General features: G+C 71.6%; 18 protein-coding genes. 9 read left to right on the top strand and 9 right to left on the bottom strand.

What is annotated here, in order from left to right; all coding sequences use genetic code 11:
• Positions 1 to 81 precede the first annotated feature (81 nt).
• A complete protein-coding gene (locus CP967_RS20105; RefSeq protein ID WP_150489297.1) occupies positions 82 to 759 on the top strand; it encodes a 5-formyltetrahydrofolate cyclo-ligase in 678 nt (225 codons plus the stop codon).
• Here the strand turns inward: CP967_RS20105 and CP967_RS20100 are convergent.
• Positions 746 to 3,490: a penicillin acylase family protein gene (locus CP967_RS20100; protein WP_150489296.1), complete on the bottom strand. Its 2,745-nt coding sequence runs from the start codon at positions 3,488 to 3,490 to the stop codon at positions 746 to 748. The genes CP967_RS20105 and CP967_RS20100 overlap by 14 nt on opposite strands.
• A 276-nt stretch (positions 3,491 to 3,766) precedes the next feature.
• Between CP967_RS20100 and CP967_RS20095 the strand changes: the two genes are divergently transcribed.
• The 5 genes from CP967_RS20095 (at position 3,767) to CP967_RS35460 (ending at position 9,391) form a co-directional block, all read left to right on the top strand.
• Positions 3,767 to 5,317 carry a potassium/proton antiporter gene (locus CP967_RS20095; RefSeq protein WP_229888393.1) on the top strand — a complete coding sequence of 517 codons (1,551 nt, stop codon included), beginning with the start codon at positions 3,767 to 3,769 and terminating at the stop codon, positions 5,315 to 5,317.
• Positions 5,318 to 5,801: 484 nt separating this feature from the next.
• Entirely contained in the window at positions 5,802 to 7,082 is a 1,281-nt protein-coding gene (locus CP967_RS20090) for an MFS transporter (protein WP_150489294.1), read from the top strand.
• A 66-nt stretch (positions 7,083 to 7,148) separates the two neighbouring features.
• Complete coding sequence (locus CP967_RS20085; protein ID WP_150489293.1) at positions 7,149 to 7,478, top strand: FmdB family zinc ribbon protein; 330 nt, start codon at positions 7,149 to 7,151, stop codon at positions 7,476 to 7,478.
• Between the two features lie 133 nt (positions 7,479 to 7,611).
• A complete protein-coding gene (locus tag CP967_RS20080) occupies positions 7,612 to 8,460 on the top strand; it encodes an S-methyl-5'-thioadenosine phosphorylase (protein ID WP_150489292.1) in 849 nt (282 codons plus the stop codon).
• Between the two features lie 367 nt (positions 8,461 to 8,827).
• Positions 8,828 to 9,391, top strand: a complete 564-nt coding sequence (locus tag CP967_RS35460; RefSeq protein WP_150489291.1) for an RcpC/CpaB family pilus assembly protein — start codon at positions 8,828 to 8,830, stop codon at positions 9,389 to 9,391.
• 17 nt (positions 9,392 to 9,408) lie between these two features.
• Here the strand turns inward: CP967_RS35460 and CP967_RS20070 are convergent, their stop codons facing one another.
• The 6 genes from CP967_RS20070 to CP967_RS20045 are packed head-to-tail and all read right to left on the bottom strand — an operon-like array spanning position 9,409 to position 14,827.
• Positions 9,409 to 9,627, bottom strand: a complete 219-nt coding sequence (locus CP967_RS20070) for a hypothetical protein (RefSeq protein WP_150489290.1) — start codon at positions 9,625 to 9,627, stop codon at positions 9,409 to 9,411.
• A 21-nt stretch (positions 9,628 to 9,648) separates the two neighbouring features.
• Entirely contained in the window at positions 9,649 to 10,029 is a 381-nt protein-coding gene (locus CP967_RS20065; RefSeq protein ID WP_150489289.1) for a hypothetical protein, read from the bottom strand.
• Positions 10,026 to 10,736, bottom strand: a complete 711-nt coding sequence (locus tag CP967_RS20060; RefSeq protein ID WP_150489288.1) for a QcrA and Rieske domain-containing protein — start codon at positions 10,734 to 10,736, stop codon at positions 10,026 to 10,028. Before CP967_RS20060 ends, CP967_RS20065 begins: the two co-directional genes overlap by 4 nt.
• Positions 10,733 to 11,335, bottom strand: coding sequence for a 4Fe-4S dicluster domain-containing protein (locus tag CP967_RS20055; protein ID WP_150489287.1), 603 nt, complete (start codon positions 11,333 to 11,335; stop codon positions 10,733 to 10,735). The genes CP967_RS20060 and CP967_RS20055 overlap by 4 nt, the downstream gene beginning before the upstream one ends.
• Positions 11,336 to 11,342: 7 nt before the next feature.
• A complete protein-coding gene (locus tag CP967_RS20050) occupies positions 11,343 to 13,667 on the bottom strand; it encodes a molybdopterin oxidoreductase family protein (protein WP_150489286.1) in 2,325 nt (774 codons plus the stop codon).
• Positions 13,664 to 14,827 (bottom strand): MFS transporter, encoded by a 1,164-nt coding sequence (locus CP967_RS20045; protein WP_150489285.1) that lies wholly within the window; start codon positions 14,825 to 14,827, stop codon positions 13,664 to 13,666. Before CP967_RS20045 ends, CP967_RS20050 begins: the two co-directional genes overlap by 4 nt.
• A gap of 302 nt (positions 14,828 to 15,129) precedes the next feature.
• Between CP967_RS20045 and CP967_RS20040 the strand changes: the two genes are divergently transcribed.
• The 3 genes from CP967_RS20040 to CP967_RS20030 all read left to right on the top strand — a co-directional run bounded on the left by CP967_RS20040 (position 15,130) and on the right by CP967_RS20030 (position 18,316).
• Positions 15,130 to 16,209 carry a P1 family peptidase gene (locus CP967_RS20040; RefSeq protein WP_150489284.1) on the top strand — a complete coding sequence of 360 codons (1,080 nt, stop codon included), beginning with the start codon at positions 15,130 to 15,132 and terminating at the stop codon, positions 16,207 to 16,209.
• Between the two features lie 119 nt (positions 16,210 to 16,328).
• Entirely contained in the window at positions 16,329 to 17,075 is a 747-nt protein-coding gene (locus tag CP967_RS20035; protein ID WP_150489283.1) for a DUF6227 family protein, read from the top strand.
• 242 nt (positions 17,076 to 17,317) lie between these two features.
• A complete protein-coding gene (locus CP967_RS20030; protein WP_150489282.1) occupies positions 17,318 to 18,316 on the top strand; it encodes a helix-turn-helix transcriptional regulator in 999 nt (332 codons plus the stop codon).
• Between the two features lie 110 nt (positions 18,317 to 18,426).
• Here CP967_RS20030 and CP967_RS20025 read toward each other — a convergent pair whose 3' ends face one another.
• Together CP967_RS20025 and CP967_RS20020 are read right to left on the bottom strand one after the other, a co-directional pair.
• Positions 18,427 to 19,428 (bottom strand): sigma-70 family RNA polymerase sigma factor, encoded by a 1,002-nt coding sequence (locus CP967_RS20025; RefSeq protein ID WP_150489281.1) that lies wholly within the window; start codon positions 19,426 to 19,428, stop codon positions 18,427 to 18,429.
• Positions 19,429 to 19,783: 355 nt separating this feature from the next.
• Positions 19,784 to 20,314: a GNAT family N-acetyltransferase gene (locus CP967_RS20020; RefSeq protein WP_150489280.1), complete on the bottom strand. Its 531-nt coding sequence runs from the start codon at positions 20,312 to 20,314 to the stop codon at positions 19,784 to 19,786.
• Between the last annotated feature and the right edge of the window lie 91 nt (positions 20,315 to 20,405).

The raw sequence follows: 20,405 nt of genomic DNA, 5'->3' as shown, positions 1-20,405 counted from the left end.
GGGCGGAAGGTGAGCGTCCGGTTAACTTCGTCCCCGTGGAAGACCATATGAGAGGTATGCGGAAACCCCTTGAACGATGACATGTCGCGAAAGGCTCTCTTGCGGCGCGAACTGCTGGCCGCCCGCAGGCTGCTGACCTCGCAGCAGGTCAGGGACACGGCCGAGGTCCTCGCCCGGACGGCCTCGGCCCTCCCGGAACTGACCGCCGCGCGGACGGTGGCCGCCTACGTCTCCGTGGGGCGCGAGCCGGGCACCCACGCCCTGCTGGACGGGCTGCGCGCCCGGGGCGTGCGGGTCCTGCTGCCGGTCCTCATGGCCGACAACGACCTGGACTGGGCGCTCTACGAGGGTGCCGGGCACCTCGTCCCCGCCGGCCGCGGACTGCTGGAGCCCGACGGGGCGCGTCTGGGGCCCGGGGCCGTGCTGGCGGCCGGGGCGGTCCTGCTGCCCGGACTCGCCGTGGACCGCCGGGGCATGCGGCTGGGCCGCGGCGGCGGCAGCTACGACCGGGTACTGGCCCGGCTCGCTGCCGCCGGGGCCCACCCGGCCCTGGTCGTCCTGCTGTACGACGACGAGGTGGTCGCACGGGTCCCGGAGGAGCCGCACGACCACCCCGTGCACGCCGTGGTCACACCGGCCGGAGTACGGCGCTTCCCCGGCCGGGATCTTCCCTGCGGCCAGAAAGGGGACCCGGGCCGGGAAGGGGATCCCGGTCAGGAAGGGGGCCCCGGCCGGGGAAGCGCGCCTACGGCTTCTTGAGCGTCAGGGTGTCGACCGTCGACCCGTCCACTGCGTCCTTCCCGTAGGACCAGTCGAGCAGTTCCCCGTCGACCCACTTGTCGGTCTGGTCGGTGTAGTGGGCGCTGAACGCGTGCCCGGAGGCACCGGTGAGGTTGATCCAGCGGGACTTGTCCCACTCGCCCACGTTGACGACCATCCGCATCGAGGGGACCCAGATGACGTCGTAGCCGCCCGCCGCGTTCCAGCCGGTCGCGTTGACCGCGGCCTCGCCGCCGCCGAGGTGCCACGGGCCCCGGTTGAGCGCCCGCTGCAGCAGGCCGGGCCCCTCCTTGCCGAGCGTCTGGTTGCGCAGGGTCAGCTGGTGCAGCCGGCCCCAGCTCCAGGTGGTGATGTCCTTGCCGAGTTCGGCGGTCAGCTCCCAGCGGGCGTCCTCCATGGCGCGCGCGAAGAGCTGGTCACGGGTGTCGATGGCTTCCTCGCGCCCCTGGGCGGGCACCTTCCACCAGTCGTTGTCCTGGTCGTCGAGGATGGACCCGACGACCTCGTACCAGCGGTCGCCGCCGTCCGGCTGCGCCGAGTCGGGGTCCCGCTGGCCGCATTCGCGCACCAGCTTGTTCTGCTCGTCCACCGGACCGGTGGCCACCGCGGGCTTCACGTAGATGCAGTCGCCCTCGGCCCGGAGCTCCTTGGGGAGCTTGTTGCCGAAGGCCAGCTTGAGGATGTTGCGCCAGACGCCGTTGAAGTAGGCGGCCGCCGCGGAGTCGGGCTCCTGGGTGTAGTCCCAGCCCTCCAGCAGCTTCTGGGCCTCGCGGACGCTCTGGTCCTTGATGGTGATCTTCTTGAGCTCCGGCACCAGCTCGGCGGCGATCGCGCTCTGGTTGTCCATCTGCATCGACTGCATGTCGTCGGTGGAGATCTTCTCCCCGCCGTCGATCTTCTTCTGGATCAGGTCGTTGATCCGCTGGCTGCGGGCGCCGTAGCCCCAGTCCTTGGTGAGCATGTGGTCGTAGGTGTCGTCGATGACCGCCTGGTTGGCGGTGACGATGTAACCCCGCTCCGGGTCGTACTCGTAGGGCAGTTCCTCGAAGGGGACGGGCTCCTCCTCCCAGCCGTACTCGGAGGACCAGCCGGGGCTCGGCATCGTGCCGTCGCCCTTGAGGCGGACCGGGATCCTGCCGGGCGCCTGGTAGCCGATGTGGCCCTCCGTGTCGGCGTAGACGAGGTTCTGCGAGGGCACCTCGAAGTGCGCGGCCGCGGCCCGGAAACTCTTGAAGTCCTTGGCCCGGTTGAGCTCGAACACGGCGTCCATGGACTTGCCGGGCTCCAGCGCGGTCCACTTCAGCGCGACCGCGTAGCCGTCGCCCCGGTCGGGGGCCGAGTTGGTGACCGGGGCCCTCTTGCCGACCTTCTCCAGTTCGGCGCTGCGGTCGGAGATCAGGGGGCCGTTGTTGGTCTCCCGGACGGTGATCTTCCGGCTCCTGCCGCCGGCGACCTTGATGGTCTCCTCACGGGTGACGAAGGGCCGGGTCTTGTTGTCGTACTGGTATCCGTCGGCCGAGACCTTCTCCAGGAAGAGGTCGGTGACGTCGGCGCCGAGGTTGGTGAAGCCCCAGGCGATGTCCTGGTTGTGGCCGATGATCACACCGGGCATGCCCGAGAAGGTGTACCCGGCGGTGTCGTATCCGCAGGTCTCGGAGACCTCACGGCAGTGCAGCCCCATCTGGTACCAGAGCGAGGGCAGCATCGGCGCCAGGTGCGGGTCGTTGGCCAGCAGCGGGTCCCCGGTGGTGGTGTGCTCGCCGGAGATCACCCAGGAGTTCGAGCCGATGCCGTTGCCGTTGGGGCCGAGCAGTGCCGGGATCTCGTCCAGCGTGTCGGAGAGGGCCGCGAGCTGGGTGTTCAGCCCCTGGGTCGCACCCTGCGGGGTCTGGGACCCGATGCCGTCCGAGGGCTGGGCGTCCGGGTCGAACTCCCCGGTGACCGGGGAGACGGCGCCCTGTTCGACGATCGGCTTGTTCTTGTCGAACGGGTAGTCCGGGTACAGGTCCTCGATCTGCTTTTCGTCGAGCCTGCTGGTCAGCAGCGAGCGGTCGATCTCGTCCTGCATGTTGCCGCGCAGGTCCCAGGCCATGGCCTTCAGCCAGGCGACCGAGTCGACCGGGGTCCACTCGGTGGGCGCGTAGTCGTTGGTCAGGCCGAGCGCCGCGTACTCGACGGAGATGTCCTTGCCGTCCTTGCCCTCCAGATACGCGTTCACGCCCTCCGCGTACGCCTGGAGGTTCTTCTTGGTCTCCTCGTTCAGGACCTCGTCGTACTCCTTCTGCGCGACCCGGTGCCAGCCCAGGGTGCGCAGGAAGGCGTCCGTCTCGACCTGTCCGGAACCGAACATCTCGGAGAGCCGCCCGGACGTCATGTGCCGGCGGACGTCCATCTCCCAGAAGCGGTCCTGCGCCTGCACGAAGCCCTGCGCGCGGAAGAGGTCGGCGTCGGTGTCCGCGTAGATCTGCGGGATGCCGTAGCCGTCGCGTTTGACCTCGACGTCACCGGTGAGGCCCTTGAGTTCGAGGGTGCCGGTGGTCTGCGGGTACGACGCGCGGACCGTGGACACGGCCCAGTACCCCCCGTAGCCGACACCCGCGACGAGCGCCAGCACCAGGACGATCACGAGCAGGCGAGCGCGTCGCCCCTTCTTCCTGCCGGATTTCTTCGCATCGGAAGCACCGGAAGGGGCGGTTGTGTTGGCGGGCATCGCTGTCCTTCGAGGGGCAGGGTGGTCCTGGGAGTGCAGGAGCAACCATAGGCGCCCCGCCCAGGTCACTCGGACGCGGTATGGAGATGCATCCATTTGCGCAGCCCTCGTAGGAACACACAAAGGCGTCAAGAAAGCGTTAAAGATTAGGTAAGGTAACGAAGTACTGGCCGCCGGAGGCCGATCCGGGAGGCGTACGCAGGGAAGGAACGGACCCTGACTGTCCACGCGCTCAACGAACTTCTGCTCGCCTGCTCGCTCGTCCTGCTGGTCGCCGTGGCCGCGGTACGCGTCTCGTCCCGCAGCGGGCTCCCCAGCCTGCTGCTCTACCTGGGCATCGGCATCGCCCTGGGACAGGACGGCCTCTTCGACATCAAGTTCGACAACGCCGAGCTGACCCAGGTGATCGGCTACGCCGCCCTGGTCGTCATCCTCGCCGAGGGCGGTCTGGGCACGAAGTGGAAAGAGGTGCGCCCGGCCCTCCCGGCGGCGGCCGTGCTGTCCACCGTCGGCGTGGGCATCAGCGTGGGCGTCACCGCGGCCGCCGCGCACTACCTCGTCGGCCTGGAATGGCGGCAGGCGCTGATCATCGGGGCCGTCGTCTCCTCCACCGACGCCGCGGCCGTCTTCTCCGTCCTGCGCAAGGTGCCGCTGCCCTCCCGCATCACCGGCGTGCTGGAGGCCGAGTCCGGGTTCAACGACGCCCCCGTCGTCATCCTGGTGGTCGCCTTCTCCGCCGTCGGCCCCGTCGAGCACTGGTACGTACTGGTCGGCGAGATAGCCCTGGAGCTGGCCATCGGCGCGGCCATCGGCCTCGCGGTGGGCTGGCTCGGCTCCTTCGGACTGCGGCACGTGGCACTGCCCGCGTCCGGGCTCTACCCGATCGCCGTGATGGCCATCGCGGTGTCCGCCTACGCGGCGGGTGCCATGGCGCACGGCAGCGGGTTCCTCGCCGTCTACCTGGCCGCGATGGTCCTCGGCAACTCCAAGCTGCCGCACTGGCCGGCCACCCGGGGCTTCGCCGACGGGCTGGGCTGGCTGGCCCAGATCGGGATGTTCGTCCTGCTCGGCCTCCTGGTCACCCCGCACGACCTGATCGACGACTTCTGGCCCGCCGTGGTGGTGGGCCTGGTCCTCACCGCCGTCGCCCGGCCGCTGTCGGTCTTCATCAGCCTCGCGCCGTTCCGCCTGCCGCGGCGGGAGAAGGCGCTGATGTCCTGGGCGGGACTGCGCGGCGCCGTCCCCATCATCCTGGCGACCATCCCCATGGTGTCCGGCATCGAGGGCAGCACCCGGGTCTTCAACATCGTCTTCGTACTGGTCATCGTCTACACCCTGATCCAGGGACCGACCCTGCCCTGGCTGGCGAAGGCGCTCAGGATCGGCGACGACCCGTCCGAGGCATCCGACCTGGGCATCGAGTCGGCGCCGCTGGAGCGGCTGCGCGGACATCTGCTGTCCGTCTCGGTGCCGGGGAAGTCGAAGATGCACGGCGTGGAGGTCGGCGAACTGCGCCTGCCAGCCGGAGCGGCCGTCACCCTCGTCGTACGCGACGGCAAGAGCTTCGTGCCCGCGCCCTCCACCGTGCTCCGGCGCGGGGACGAACTGCTGGTCGTCGCGACCGATCCGGTACGCGACGCCGCGGAGGCACGACTGCGGGCGGTCGCCGAGGGCGGCAAGCTGGCGGGCTGGCTGGGGACGGGCGGGACCGCGGGCCAGGAGGCCACGCCCCTCGTGGACGTCCCCCATGTGGTGAAGCTCGCCAAGAAGCTGGGCAGGTCGGGATCCGACGAGGGCCGGACGGGGAACACGCCGGCCCGCCGCTGACCACCGGACCGCCGGGCCGCCGGGCCACCGGGCCACCGGGTCACCGGGCCACCGGGTCACCGGGTCACCGGGTCACCGACGACCGGATGCCCGGCCCTCGCAGGGCCGGGCGTCCGTCCCCGACGGGCGCGGGCATCACCCGCGGTGGGGCGCGGGTGCCCGTTCGGGGCCGGGTGCGGGCGTCACCCGCGACGGGCTGCGGGTACCGGTCCGCGACCCGGAGAGGACATGGACACCTGCCTGTAACATCGGGTCTTGTTACACCTGATCGACTCGATCTGACGTGATCGACCAACTCTGCCTGACGCAGAGCTGGCGCGACCGTATGGCGGTCGTGGCGCCTTCCCGCCCCGGAGCGGGCCGCCCGGCATCTACCGCAGTCCCGCGCGAAGAGGACAGCTCTCGGCAGCTTCCGCACGGCCCCCGCACCCCGGTGCGGATCGCCCCGGGAGCACGGCCACCAGGCGGCAGAAAGGCATGGACCGTGGCGTCCACGGTCTCCGACCGCCCCGGTTACGGGCAGTTGCTGCGCACCCCGGGTGCGTGGACCTTCCTGGTCCCGGGCTTCGCCGCCCGGCAGCCCTTCGCGATGCTGACCATCAGCATCGTGCTCCTGGTGCAGCACACCACCGGTTCGTACGGCAGCGCGGGCGCCGTCGCGGCCGTCTCCGGCGTCTCGATGGCACTGTTCGGACCGCAGAGCGGCCGGCTCGCCGACCGTTTCGGCCAGCGTGCGGTGCTCCTGCCCGGCGTGCTGGTGCACGCCGTGTCCGTCGGCACGCTCACCGCGCTGGCGCTGGCCGGAGCGCCCCTGTGGGCGCTCTTCCTGGCCGCTGTGCCCACCGGCGCCTCGATCCCGCAGATAGGACCGATGGTCCGGGCGCGCTGGGCGGAGCTGCTGGGCGCCGCGCCGGGGCGCAAGGCGTCCCCGCTGCTGGGGACCGCCGCCGCGTTCGAGTCCGTGACGGACGAGTTCACCTTCGTCCTCGGGCCGGTGATCGCCACGGCGCTGTGCACCGGCGTGCATCCGGCGGCCGGACTGGTCGCCGAAGGCGTGCTCACCCTGGCCGGCGGCGTCGTCTTCGCCGCACGGCGCGCGACCCAGCCCACACCCCGCAGGACCTCGGCGTCCGCGGCACCGCACCGGTCGGCGCTGTCGGTGCCGGGGGTCCGGGTCCTCGCGGTCGCCTTCCTCGGCATCGGGTCCGTCTTCGGCGGCATGCAGGTCTCGCTGACCGCGTTCGCCGAGGAGGCCGGGCATCCGGGCATGAACGGGCTCCTGTACGGCGTCTTCGCGGCGGGCAACATGCTAGCCGGGATCGCCTGCGGGGCCATCGCGTGGAAGAGCGGTCCGCGCCGCCGGCTGATCGCCGGGTACGTGGCCCTGACCCTGACCGCGTCCGGGCTCTGGGCGGTCGGCTCCATCCCCCTGCTGGCCGGGCTCGGCCTGTTGGTGGGCCTCTGCATCGCGCCCGCGCTGATCAGCGGCTACACCCTGGTCGACGCCCTGGTGCCGGGGTCCGCCAGGACGGAGGCCTTCACCTGGCTGACGGGCGCGGTGGCCCTCGGCCAGGCGGCGGCCGTCACGGTGGCCGGGCAGCTCGCCGACGCGCATGGGGCGAGCACCGGTTTCCTGGTGCCGCTGGCCGGGACGGCGCTGGCCCTGGTGACCCTGCTGAGCCTGCGTTCACGGCTGGTACCGCCGCACCGGGACGGGGCCGTGGCACGTGGGATCGGTCACCGCGAGCCGGTCACGGTGGACTGACGGCGCGGAATACGTCAGTATGGAGCGTCGTTAGCACTCATTGAGTGAGAGTGCCAGGAGGAGCAAGTGCCGACCTATCAGTACCAGTGCACCGAATGCGGCGAGGGCCTCGAGGCGGTGCAGAAGTTCACCGATGATGCCCTGACCGTGTGCCCGAACTGCGACGGACGCCTCAAGAAGGTGTTCTCTGCGGTCGGTATCGTCTTCAAGGGCTCCGGTTTCTACCGGAACGACAGCCGCGGCTCCTCGTCGAGCAGCACGCCGGCCACGTCGCCCGCGAAGGCGTCCGGTTCCTCGTCCACCCCGGCCTCGTCGGGTGCGGAGTCGAAGCCCGCCGCTTCGGCCTCCTCGGCGTCGAGTTCCCCGAGTTCCACGAGCGGTACGTCCGCCGCCTGAGGCCCCACCGGGACGGACGAACGCCCCATGGCTTCACGAGGACCCCGCCGGTGCGATCATCCGATCGCACCGGCGGGGTCCTCGTCGCGCCTCGGCATGTCCGCCGCTCCTGTCGCCCCGATAGTGTGACCGCATGATGAATGCGGAAGCGGCCACAGCGGACATCGGTGTCATCGGCGGATCGGGCTTCTACTCCTTCCTGGAGGAGGTGACCGAGGTCCGGGTGGACACCCCGTACGGAGCGCCCAGTGACTCGCTCTTCCTGGGTGAACTGGCGGGCAGGCGGGTGGCGTTCCTCCCCCGGCACGGCCGCGGCCACCATCTCCCCCCGCACCGCATCAACTACCGCGCCAACCTGTGGGCCCTGCGTTCGGTGGGCGTACGCCAGGTGCTCGGCCCGTGTGCCGTCGGCGGACTGCGCCCCGAATACGGTCCGGGCACCCTGCTCGTGCCCGACCAGCTGGTGGACCGCACCAAGTCCCGTACGCAGACGTACTACGACGGTGAGGTCCGGGCGGACGGGGTCCGGTCCAACGTGGTGCACCTCGGTTTCGCCGACCCGTACTGCCCCCGAGGCCGCGAGGCGGCGCTCGCGGCGGCGCGCGGGCGTGACTGGCAGCCGGTCGACGGCGGCACCCTGGTCGTCGTGGAGGGGCCCCGTTTCTCCACCCGCGCGGAGTCCCGCTGGCACGCGGCGATGGGCTGGTCGGTGGTCGGGATGACGGGGCACCCGGAGGCGGTGCTGGCGCGTGAACTGGGCCTCTGCTACTCGACGATGACGCTGGTCACCGATCTGGACGCGGGTGCGGAGGCGGGCGAGGGCGTCAGCCACGAGGAGGTGCTGGCGGTGTTCGCCGCCAATGTCGGCCGGCTCCGTTCGGTGCTCTTCGACGCGGTCGCACAGCTTCCCGCGACCGAGGACCGCACCTGTGGCTGCGCGCACGCGCTGGACGGCATCGACACCGGGGTCGAGCTGCCCTGACGCCGTGCGGGACGTGCGGCGCGGGAGCCTGCTACCGGTGGTGCGGCGCGGGGAACCTGCGGCCAGTGGTGCGGCGCGGGGAACCTGCTACCGGTGGTGCGGCGTGGGGGCGTGCGGCCTGTGCGGCCCGTGCCACAGGGGTCTCCTGCCGGTGGCACGGGCCCGTACTTCCCGCGGCACGCACGGGGGCGCACTGCCTGGCCGGGCGTCACCGGCCGGATGCCACCGGCCGGGCGCCGTCCACCCGTGCGGGCGGTGGAGTTGTCCACATCGGGGCGGCTGTCCACAGGCCCCGGCGGGATTCCCGGGGCCGCGGCATGGTGAGGACGTTCCTGTGTACGTCTCTCACGGCAGGTGGTGATGGCCCGTGTTCCCCTCGGTGCCCGATACGCGTCCGGCGCCTCCCGCGCCTCTCGGGATCCCGCTCTTCGCCCCTCTGAGGGTGCGCGGCGGGGGCCGGGTGCGGCGAGCGGTCCGGGGCTCGCGCCGCGCGACGGCGGCGGGGTTCGCGATGTGCTGCGCGGTGCTCGCCGTGACCGGGGCAGGCGGGTCCGGGGCAGGCGGGTCCGGGTCTTCGCCGGAGCAGCGGCCGGTGGCCGCCGCGCAGGCCGCCCGGCACCCCGAGCGGCAGCCCTCCCGGCTGGTGTCCGCCCCGGTGCGGATCGCCGACGCCGCCACGGTCGGGCTGTTGCGGCCGGGCGACCGCGTCGACGTGATAGCGGCGAGCGGGTCGGACGCGAAGGCCCGGCTGGTCGCCGAGGACGTACGGGTGGCGGATGTGCCGGGGCCGGCCGACCCGGCGGCCCCGGACGGTGCCCGCGTGGAGGACGGTGCGCTGGTGGTCCTCGCCGTGGAGCGCCGGACCGCTGCGGCCCTGGCGGGGGCGGGCGCGTCCGGGCGGCTCGTCGTGGCGGTGTCCCGTGGCCGCTGAGCACGGCCCAGGGGTGGTCAGATGTGGTGCGGCGGCTTCTCGTCGAGGAAGCGCGCCAGGTCGGCCGCGCTGTTGCCGGCCGGAGCCCGCTCACCCCACCCCTGGTCCGTGTCGTCCGTGGACTGCCGGTCCAGCGGATCGTCGAAGACCAGAGCGGGCTTCGGCCCGGGCTCCTGCCGCGGTTCCTGCCGCGACGGCTTCGGGTCTCGCGGGCCATGGGCGGGGGCGGTACTCATACCTCCAGGATACGAGGGTGTTCAGCGGTCCTTCGGGTCGAGCGCCCACAGGCCCAGGACGGCGAGGAACGACAGGCACAGGAAGCCCGCTCCCCACCAGGCCGTGCCGGTGTTGCCCTCCATCCACTCGTCGACGATCACCGTCAGCCCCCACAGCTGTCCGACGACCACACTCAGCGCCAGCACCAGCCTGGCCGTCAGCTTGGAGGAGCGTTCGGGTTCCTGTTCGGTTCCGGCGCCGGGGCCGGGGCCTGTGTGGCGCACCCGCGGATCGCCGTAGCCGCTGGTGGGGCGGATCTGGGGGTAGCGCTCGTGGACGGGGCGGTTCAGTTCGGCGTGGGCGCTCCCGGGGTGGTAGGTGGGAGGCCGCGGCGGTTCGGCGGGTTCCAGGGGCTCGGTCATGTCCGGCTCCCCGGGGTGGTGCCGGACTGTCCGGGTCCTGGTGGGGCCTCGGCTCCGCCCCCGGTCCCCGGACATCCGATCCGGGCTGCGAGATCGGGGCGGTCATCGGCGAGCTGGCGGCACAGCCCCGCCTCGACGCTCTCCTCGGACCGGGTGGTGCCCACGGCCCAGATGCTGCCGTCGTCCAGTTCGGTCAGGACCACCTTGGGCAGTCCTCTGGGCGGTGGTCCGGCCGTGACGGCTCCGGTGCGGGCGTCGAAGACGCCTTCGTGGCACGGGCAGTAGAGCTCCCCCTCCGTGCCCCGGTCCTTGCGCCAGAGCACGGCGCAGGCCAGATGGGTACAGACGGCGGAATAGCCGACCAGGGTGCCGTCGTCCATGCGTACGGCGACCGCCCGGTCCTCGTCCCCGGGGTAGCGGAACGCGAGGGACTCCCCGGGCAGCAGTCCGGCGGCGATCCGCTTCGGGGCGGGTGCCTTGCCGTCGTCCGTGTCACCGTGGCGGTGGAGGATTCCGCCCGCCACGCCCAGGCCGCCCACCGCGAGACCGCCGGAGACCGTGGTGACGATCCGGAGATAGTCACGCCGGGTGGTCAGGGAGTCGGCGGCGATCCTGTCGTGGAGGGCTTCCCTGGCGTCTCCGTCGGCGCCTCCACCGTCGGTGGCGGTGCCGTCGCCGCCCGGCTGGGGCTGTTCGGTGACGCTCATCGGCGGACGTCCTTCCCGTTGATCTCGACGACGGGAAGCCCGCCGGGCACCGGCCACCGGACCCGCTCCGCGGGCACGACCATGGCCACCCCGGTCCGGACCTCGCTCTCGCCGAAGACGAAGGTGTCGGCGACCTGCACACCCGGCCGCTCGGCCTGGAGTTCCTCGACGGTGCCGTAGTACAGGGCACCGGTGGGGCAGACCGTGGCACACATGGGGGCGAGCCCGTAGGCGGTGCGGTCGTAGCAGAGGTTGCACTTCAGCTGGAGCTTCGCCTGGAGATCGATCTTGGGTACGCCGAAGGGGCAGGCGTTGACGCAGTTGGCGCACCCGATGCAGCGGGTGGTGTCGGCCTCCTGCACCACCCCGTCGGCCGTCACCAGGATCGCGTCGGCCGGGCACACCTCGGCGCACGGGGCGACGGGGTCCTCGCAGTGCATGCAGACCGTGGGGAGGGAAGCGACGCTGTGCCCCTCGTCGGGGTAGTCGAGGTGGATCATCGACTTGCCCCGGTGGGAGTCGCATTCCCGGCAGGCGGAGACACAGGCCTGGCAGCCGATGCAGCGCCCCGGGTCGATGAACATCGTTCTGCCCATCATCCGGGCATCAGCTCCTCTCCGAGGTGCCGCGGCCCTGCGGGGCCGTGGGCGGCAGCGGGTCGGTCCGGGAGACCTGGGTCTCGGGGTAGGCGACGTGGCCGGGGGCGACCGGTGGCGCGGGGACCTCGTCGATGCTTTCGGCGTGCTCGATGCGGCAGGCGCAGACCTTGTACTCGGGGATCTTGGAGCGGGGGTCGAGCGCGTCGATGGTCAGCGCGTTCGCCGCAGTGGGGACGGGCCAGTGGTACGGGATGAACACGGTGTCGGGCCGGATCGCCTCGGTCACCAGGGCGGGGAACACCTCGCTGCCGCGCCGGGTGACGACACGGACGGGCTCGCCGTTGCGGAAGCCGTGGGAGGGGTGGACCTCCGCCCAGGGGCGCGGGGTCTGCTCGACCAGGGCCCCCAGCCTCCGGGTCTGGTTGCCGGACAGGAAGTGGGCGACGGTACGCCCGGTGGTGAGCGTCATCGGGTGCTCCTCGTCGTACGGATCCGCCGGCGGGTGCCATTCGACGACCTGCATGTGGACCTTGCCGTCGGTGTGGTAGGTCGTGCCGTCCTCGAACAGGCGGGGGGTGCCCGGATGGTCGGTGGAGGGGCACGGCCAGACGATCCCGCCGGTCTCCTCGAGCCGCTCGTAGGTGATCCCGGAGTAGTCGATGATCGTGCCCGCGGAGGCCCTGCGGAGTTCCTCGAAGACGTCGCGGGAACCGCCGAAGGCGAACTTGTCCCCGGCGCCGAGGCGCCGGGCCAGTTCGCACATCACCCAGGTGTCGGTCCGCACACCGGCCGGAGGCTCCTGGGCCTTGTTGTGCTTGACGACGCGCGCCTCCGCGTTGGCCATCACGCCCTCGTCCTCGGCCCAGATGGTGACGGGGAAGACGACGTGCGCGTTGGCCGCCGTCTCGGAGAGGAAGAAGTCGAACTGCGCGTGGAACTCGGTGCTGTCGTACCCGTCCTTGACGACGGAGTAGTTGGGGAGGGAGACGAAGGGGTTGTTGCAGATGCCGATGAGCCCGCGGATCTCGCGGCGCTGCATCTGCCAGACCATCTCCATCATCGACGTCCCTGCGGCCGGGAGCTCCGACTCCTCGATGCCCCAGATCTCGCAGATCTGCCGGCGGTGCTCCTCGTTGAGGATGGAGCGGCCCCCGGGGAGGAGGTCGGCCTTCTGGCCGTGCTCGCGGCCCCCCTGGCCGTTCCCCTGGCCGGTGAGGGTGCCGTAGCCGGCCCCGGGCTTGCCGAGATGCCCGGTGGCGGTGCACAGGTTGATCACGGTGAGGCAGTTCTCGACGCCCTGGGTGTGGTGCTCGATGCCCCGGGCGTGGAAGGCCATGGCCTTGGGCGCCCGCGCGAAGGCGCGTGCCACCTGGACGATCTGCTCCGCGGGGATCCCGCAGATCTCGGCGGCGCGGGACGGCGGGTAGTGCGCGGCGTTGGCCTTGACCTCCTCCCAGCCGGTCGCGTGGGCGGCGAGGAAGTCCTCGTCGGTGAGGCCTTCCTCGATCACCACGTTCAGCACGGAGTTGAAGAAGGCCGAGTCGGTGCCCGACTTGAGGGCGACGTGGATGTCGGCGGTGCGGGCCACCGCCGTCTCCCTCGGGTCGACCACGATCAGGGTGGCACCGCGGTCCCGCGCCCCCCAGACGTACTGGGTGAGCACGGGGAAGCACTCCCCGACGTTGGCTCCGGCCAGCAGCAGGCAGTCGGTGAGCAGGATGTCGGCGAACGGGTTGCCGGCCCGGTCGATGTTGAAGGCCAGTTTGTTGGCGCCTGCCGCGCTGACCATGCACAGCCGGCCGTTGTAGTCGACATGCCGGGTCCTGACCGCCACCCTGGCGAACTTGCCGACCAGGTAGCTTTTCTCGGTGAACAGGCTGGCGCCGCCGAGCACGCCGAAGGCGTCGTTGCCGTGGGCCTCCTGGATGCGCCTGATCTCGGAGACCGTGAAGTCGAGCGCCTCGTCCCAGGAGACCTCGCGCAGTTCCTCGTCGCGCGAGCGGCGCATGAGCGGGGCGGTCAGCCGGTCGGGGTGGTTGACCTGCTGGTAGGCGTTGACACCCTTGGGGCAGAGCCGCATGCGGTTGATGTCGTGGTTGCGGGGCTCCACTCCGAAGACCTTGCCGCCCCGGTCGACGCGCAGATACATGCCGCACTGGACACCGCAGAAGCAGCAGTGGGTGGGGACGAGCGTTTCGCCGTGCTGGTCGGCGTGCCACCGGTCCGCCGGGATCCCGCCCGCGTCCCGGAAGCCGCCGGTCCCCGGCGGAGTGAGGGACGGATCGAGGGGGAGGAGCGTACGGCGGTCGACTGCGTGTGGATCCGCGGTCACTGAAAGCCCTTCTTGACCTGGGTGAGATAGGCGCTGCCCCGCAGCACCCGCTTGCAGCGCGGGCAGTATTCGGCCCATTGGTCGAAACCGAGTTCGAGGTCGCGCATGGTGCCGCGCAGGTTCTCGACGTAGGGCCCGGTGTCGATGGGTTCCCCGCAGCGCCGGCAGGCGAAGATCTCGTCGCCCTGCCGCGCCGTGTACTTGAAGAGCTGCATGCCGACCGCGGCCGGCCGCTGCACGATATGGAAGAACTTCCCGAACGGGATGTAGATGAGCGTGAAGACCACCGACACCATGTGCAGGATCGCGAGGAACTCGTAACCGCCGCCGTGCAGGAAGATCGACGAGAAGGTGAGCAGCAGGCCGGTCACCGAGATGATGATCAGCGCGAGCAGCGGCACCATGTCGTAGGCGAAGCGCTGTCCCGTCATCGCCCCGCGGTCCTTCATCCGGCGCCACAGGAAGTAGGCGGCGCCCGGGATCACCAGGACGGCGGCCAGGTCCAGGCCGTGGAACATCACCCAGCCGACGAAGTCCAGGGAGTCGAATCCGAGGATCTTGAATCCCCAGATCCTCATCTCGTAACCCGGTCCCGAGCCGGTGCCGGAGGTGAAGGTGAACCAGCCCCAGGTGAGGGGGAAGGTGATCAGCGCGGCGAGGACACAGCCCCAGAAGATCAGCTGGTGGGCCGCCCACCGGGCGTGTGACCTGGCACCGAGGAACTTCTGGAAGCCCAGGTAGGTCGCGATCATCTTCGGCAGCGCCGTGGGGGCCCGGCGGAAGTTGTCGGCCGAGAAGAAGCTGCGCCAGCCGTTGACGAAGAGCCGCCGGGCTCCGGGCGCCGACACCCAGACCGTGTAGCGGTAGGCGACGCCGAAGGCGAGGAAGACGCTGGCCACGGCATAGGGCAGCAGGGCGGAGTCGAAGTTGTGCAGCATCCGGCTGCCGAACACGATGGCGAGGATCAGCAGGGCGGACACGACGGCGCCGGCCAGGGTGGCCCGGCCCTTGACGGACCGCGGAAGGGCGTCGACGGCTCTCGTGGCGAGGGCGGAACCCCGGCTCCGCCACCCGTCTCCGGGGCCGTGCGTGGGCGGCCCGGTACGGGCGCCGGGATCGGGCTGCTCGGCTGCGGCAGGCGCTTCTGGTGGCTCGGTCACCCAGCCACCGTAGGTCCGGATAATGCACTTAGTCCCTTTTTGCGCACTGAGAGGGTGGGCGCGTCGCCCGCACGGCACAGACCCGCTTGTCGAGCGGCCTCTCCTGTGGGCGCCTGCCGGGCCACGACGCGGGCGCAGGCGGCCCCGACGCGGGCGGCCCGTCGCACCGGGGCCGCCGCCGCACTCCCCCGGCCCCCGCGGTCCGCTGTACGTTCGCCGGGGGACGGACAGGCCGTCACCGCGCCGCGTGACACCCGACCGCCTTTCCCCGCCCGCCGCCGTACGCGACCGAGGAGCACACGATGCCCGACGACCTGTCCGCCGCCGGTCCGCTGGACGCCCTGACCGACGTGGCCGGCATCCGGGTCGGCCACGCCCGCGTACCCGGCGGCCTGGCGCTGAGCGGGACCACCGTGGTGCTCGCGCCCGAGGGCGGGGCCGTGGCCGCCGTCGACGTACGCGGCGGCGGCCCGGGCACCAGGGAGACGGACGCGCTCGACCCACGGAACCTGGTGCAGCGGGTGGACGCCGTCGTGCTCACCGGTGGAAGCGCGTTCGGCCTGGACGCGGCGTCCGGGGTGACGGCCTGGCTGGAGGAACAGGGACGCGGGGTCCCGGTCGGGGCGGAGCCCGGCCGGGTCGTCCCCGTCGTGCCGGCCGCGTGCCTCTTCGACCTGGGGCGGGGCGGCGACTGGCGGGCCCGCCCCGACGCCTCGACCGGGCGGGCCGCCGTGGAGGCCGCCGCCGCTTCCGGGGCGGGCCACCCGGTCGCCGAGGGCTCGGTCGGGGCGGGCACGGGCGCGGTCGCCGGAGACCTCAAGGGCGGGGTCGGCACGGCGAGCCGGAGGCTGGCGTCCGGGACGACGGTCGCCGCGCTGGCCGTCGTCAACGCGGCCGGCTCGGTCGTCGATCCGCGGACCGGGATCCTGTACGGCGAGTACGGCACCGCCGAGCCTTCGTCACCACCCGGCCGCGCGACGCGCGAAGCCGCGCTCCGGCGGCTGGCCCGGCTGCGGGAGGCGCGCGGCGACGGCCCCTTCAACACCACGCTCGCGGTCGTCGCCACGGACGCCGGACTGACCCGCGCCCAGGCGCAGAAGCTGGCGGGCACGGCGCACGACGGACTGGCGCGCGCCGTCCGTCCGGTGCATCTGCTGACCGACGGGGACACCGTCTTCGCCCTGGCCACCGGCGCCCGCCCGCTGCCGCCGGAGCCCACGGCCGCGATGAACGACATCCTGGCGGCGGGCGCGGACGTCCTGGCCAGAGCTGTCGTCAAGGCGATCCGGGCCGCCCGTGGAGCAGAGGGCCCGGGCGGAACATTCCCCTCCTATAGCGAGCTCTACGGGAGCCGGGACGATCATCATCCCGGCACTCCCTGAGGGCGGGAACTTTTCACCCGGGCGGTACGTTTTTCGCGAACCCCGGTCACGATGTCGGACCCAGGGACTACGTTATGCACGCATCGAGTAACGCGCGGCGACGGCCTGGAGACAGCACCTTGAGCGATCCGTACGAGACAACCGAGCAGCACCTCGAGCGACTCCTGCGATGCGCCCTCAACTCCTTCGACCTGTCCGACCACACCATCGAACGTCTCGGGACGGCACTGGCGCACAGCAGTGCGCTGCACTCGTCCCACCACAGTGCCGCCCTCCACCGCGAGACGTACCGGCACACCTACCTGCTCTCCGACGGCTCCGCGCTCACCCTGTGGGAGCTGGTGCACAGCGGCGGCCGGGACGCGGAGGCACCCCGCCGCCACGAGCTGTACGACGACGAGGGCGACGCCCAGGTCGCCGCCGCCCGGCTGTCCGGCAGCTTCTGGGACACACGGGCCCTCACCGACGAGAACGCGCGGGACGACATGGAGATCCTCACCCTCCTGTCGGCCGTTCCCCCGGCCCCGCTCCCCCGCATGTACGCGCCGGACAACTCGGCGGACCACGCCCGCCGGGTGCTGCGCCGCGCGGAGAACGGCGACCGGCCGGGGGCCGAGACGGCGGGACTGCTGCGCGCCGCGTTCGCCCACCACATCACCCAGATCCTCGGACGCCAGTGCCGGATCGACGGCCGGGACGCGGGATTCACCCTCTACGAGCACGCGTTCCTGCTGCTGGACGGCAGCGAGACGAGCCTGTGGGAGGTGGAGCACACCGCCACCCCGGACGGCCGCCACATGTGCGAGGTGTACACCGACGAGCAGGCCGCCCGGCTGGCCATGGAGGCCCGCACCCAGATCTGCTGACCCCGGGGCAGCCCTGGAGAGGCGCCGCTCCGCAGGCCCCCGGACCGAACCGGCGGGCACTCGGGCCCGGACCGGCGGGCCCCGGGCCGTCGGGCCCCGGCGCGGCTTCGCGAGGCCGACGACGCCTGGCGCAGCACAAGGGCCGACGAGCCCGGCACGGCAGAGGGCCGGCGGACGGCAGTGTGCGAGGTGGAAGATCCATCAGGCCTGTTTCTGACCTGATGGGGCCTCATCCTGGTTCCATGACCAACACCCCGGCACGGCTGCTGACCCTGCTGTCACTCCTCCAGACTCCACGCGAGTGGCCGGGCAGCGAACTCGCCGAGCGGCTCGATGTCAGTGCGCGGACCATTCGCCGCGACATCGACCGGCTCCGCGGCCTCGGCTACCCGGTCGAGGCGTCGCGCGGTTCGGTCGGCGGATACCGCCTGGTGGCGGGCGCCGCGATGCCGCCGCTGCTGCTGGACGACGAGGAGGCGGTGGCGATCGCCGTGGGGCTCCGGGCAGGCGCCGGGCACGCCATCGAAGGGATGGACGAGGCCTCCGTACGGGCCCTGGCCAAGCTGGAGCAGGTGCTGCCGTCGCGCCTGCGGCACCGGGTCTCCTCCCTGCAGCACGCCACATCGGCGCTCACACGCGGCGACGGTCCGATGATCGATCCGGGTGTCCTGACGACGCTCGCGGGCGCGGTCACCGCCTGCGAGCGGCTGCGTTTCGGCTACCGCTCGGGCGAGGGCGCCGAGTCGAAGCGCCAGGTGGAGCCGTACCGGCTGGTGAGCACGGGGAGCCGCTGGTATCTGGTGGCGTACGACCTGGAGCGGGAGGACTGGCGCACCTTCCGGGTCGACCGGGTGAGTGAGCCCTTCGCCACCGGCGCCCGGTTCGGCCCTCGCGAACTCCCCGGGGGCGGCGGTGACGCGGCCGGCCTGCTGGTCCGGGCGATGAAGTGGGAACAGGAGGAACTGCGTGTCGAGGTGACCTTCCGGGCACCGGCGGGCTTCGTGACGGCACGGCTGCCCGCCTCGATCGGCACGGTGGAGCCGACGGGCGAGGACAGCTGCCGGCTCCGTACCGTCACCACCGACGCCATGGAGTGGGTGGCCCTGCGGCTGGCCGCCCTGGGCTGCGAGTTCGTTGCGCACGAACCGCCTCAGCTGGTGGAGCACCTGGAGTCCCTGGGCGCCCGCCTGGACCGCGCCGTCGCCTCCGCCCCGGGCCGGGGCCGAGGCGGACAGGGGTGAGCCCCGGCGCCGGGGGGGGGTGGGCGCCGGGGCTCAGCTCGGGGAACCGGCACGGGACCGGTTGTCCGCCGGTGCGAACCGGCTTGATGGGGAGATTACGGGTTATCGGCTCACGCCGCAGCGTCAAAGCCCGTGTCGTGAGCCATCTTCTTCAATTCGAGCAGTGCGTGCTTCTCGATCTGGCGGATCCGCTCCCGCGTGAGGCCGTGCTGCTTGCCCACTTCGGTGAGGGTCCGCTCGCGGCCGTCCTCGATCCCGTAACGCATCCGGATGATGGAGGCGGTGCGGTTGTCCAGCTTGCCGATCAGGTCCTCCAGCTCCTCACTGCGGAGCAGGGTCATCACGGACTGCTCGGGCGACACTGCGGAGGTGTCCTCCAGCAGGTCACCGAACTGGGTGTCACCGTCGTCGTCCACGGACATGTTGAGGCTGACCGGGTCGCGGGCCCAGTCGAGGACGTTGCCGACGCGCTCGGCGTTGGAACCCAGCTCCTCGGCGATCTCCGCGTGCTCGGGGTCGCGTCCGTGCTCGCGGTTGAACTCGCGCTGCACCCGGCGGATCCTGCCGAGCTCCTCGACGAGGTGCACGGGGAGCCGGATGGTCCGGGACTGGTCCGCGATCGACCGGGTGATCGCCTGCCGGATCCACCAGGTCGCATAGGTGGAGAACTTGAAGCCCTTGGCGTAGTCGAACTTCTCGACCGCGCGCACCAGGCCCGCGTTCCCCTCCTGGATCAGGTCCAGCAGGGGCAGGCCGGCCCTCGGGTAGCGCCGGGCCACGGCAACGACGAGCCGGAGGTTGGAACGGATGAAAACGTCCTTCGCCCGCTCGCCCTGGGCGACGAGCGCCTCCAGTTCCTCACGCTTCGCTCCGCCGGCTTCGCTCTCCACCTCGCCGTCGAGTATCTGCTGGGCGTAGACGCCCGCCTCGATCGTCTGCGAGAGCTCGACCTCCCTGGCGGCGTCGAGCAGTGGGGTACGAGCGATTTCGTCCAGGTACATGCCGACCAGGTCGCGATCGGCGATCTCCCCGCCCCCGGCGCGAACACTGCTTGCCCGGTCGGTCCCGCCGGTGGAGGCGGACGAACGACGGGCGACGGCACGGGTTGCCATGCGTGCTCCCTTGCTGAGTAGGTCGCGACACCCTTCCGGGTGCCCTGCATCCGATGGAAACAACGACTGGAATCCGGACAGAATTCCCACACCGACCATTCAATTTGCTGATCATGCAGTACCCTGTCGGCCCCATCGGTGGGACAGATGGCACAGATGCCCACAGAAGCGCAGGTCAGGACCGGGTTCGAGACCGGACGGCCGCCCTCGCCACCGATGCTCTCCCTCTTCCCCGCGAGACCCCGGTCACACGGAACGCTCACCGGCGGCCCCCGTTCTGCGGGTCCGCTCCCGCCGCTCTCGCAGAGAGTGACGCCCGGCGGTCCGCGGGGCACGGCGCGGGAGCGTGGACGGTTCAGCCGATGCGCTTCTCGAACCAGGCGACGTCGTGGTAGCGGCCGAACTTCCTGCCGACCTCGTGATAGATGCCGACCGCCGTGAACCCGAAACGGGCGTGCAGACGGACGGATGCCTCGTTGGGCATGGTCACGCCGGCGTACGCACGGTGCACGTCCTCGCCCTCCAGGGCCTCGAACAGCGCTTCGTACAGCCGGGTCCCGATGCCGCGTCCGCCCGCCTCGGGGGCGCAGTAGACACTGACCTCGACCGAGGTGGAGTACGCCGCCTTGGGACGGAACGGGCCCGACGTCGCGTAGCCCAGAAGCCGCTCGCCCCGCCCCTCGCCCTGGAGCACCGTGGCGACGAGCAGCCGGTGCGGACCGGTCTCCGGGTGCGCCAGCAGCCAGGGGCGCCGCGCCTCGACGGTGAGGGGTTCGGTGTCGAAGGTTATCGCCGTCGTACGGATGTACCCGTTGTACATGTCCGTCAGCGCCTCGAGGTCGGCCTCGGTCCCCGGCCGGATGATCACTTCGGTCCACGTGTTCACGGTGCCGCCCCTTTCCTGGAGGCCACACGCTACGACGAGGCCCGGCACCGGAACGGCCCCGGGGAGCCGGAGCGCCGGGCCCGGGTGCCAA

Source organism: Streptomyces nitrosporeus (assembly GCF_008704555.1).
GTDB lineage: Bacteria > Actinomycetota > Actinomycetes > Streptomycetales > Streptomycetaceae > Streptomyces > Streptomyces nitrosporeus.
This window is presented reverse-complemented; position numbering and strand designations above follow the sequence as displayed.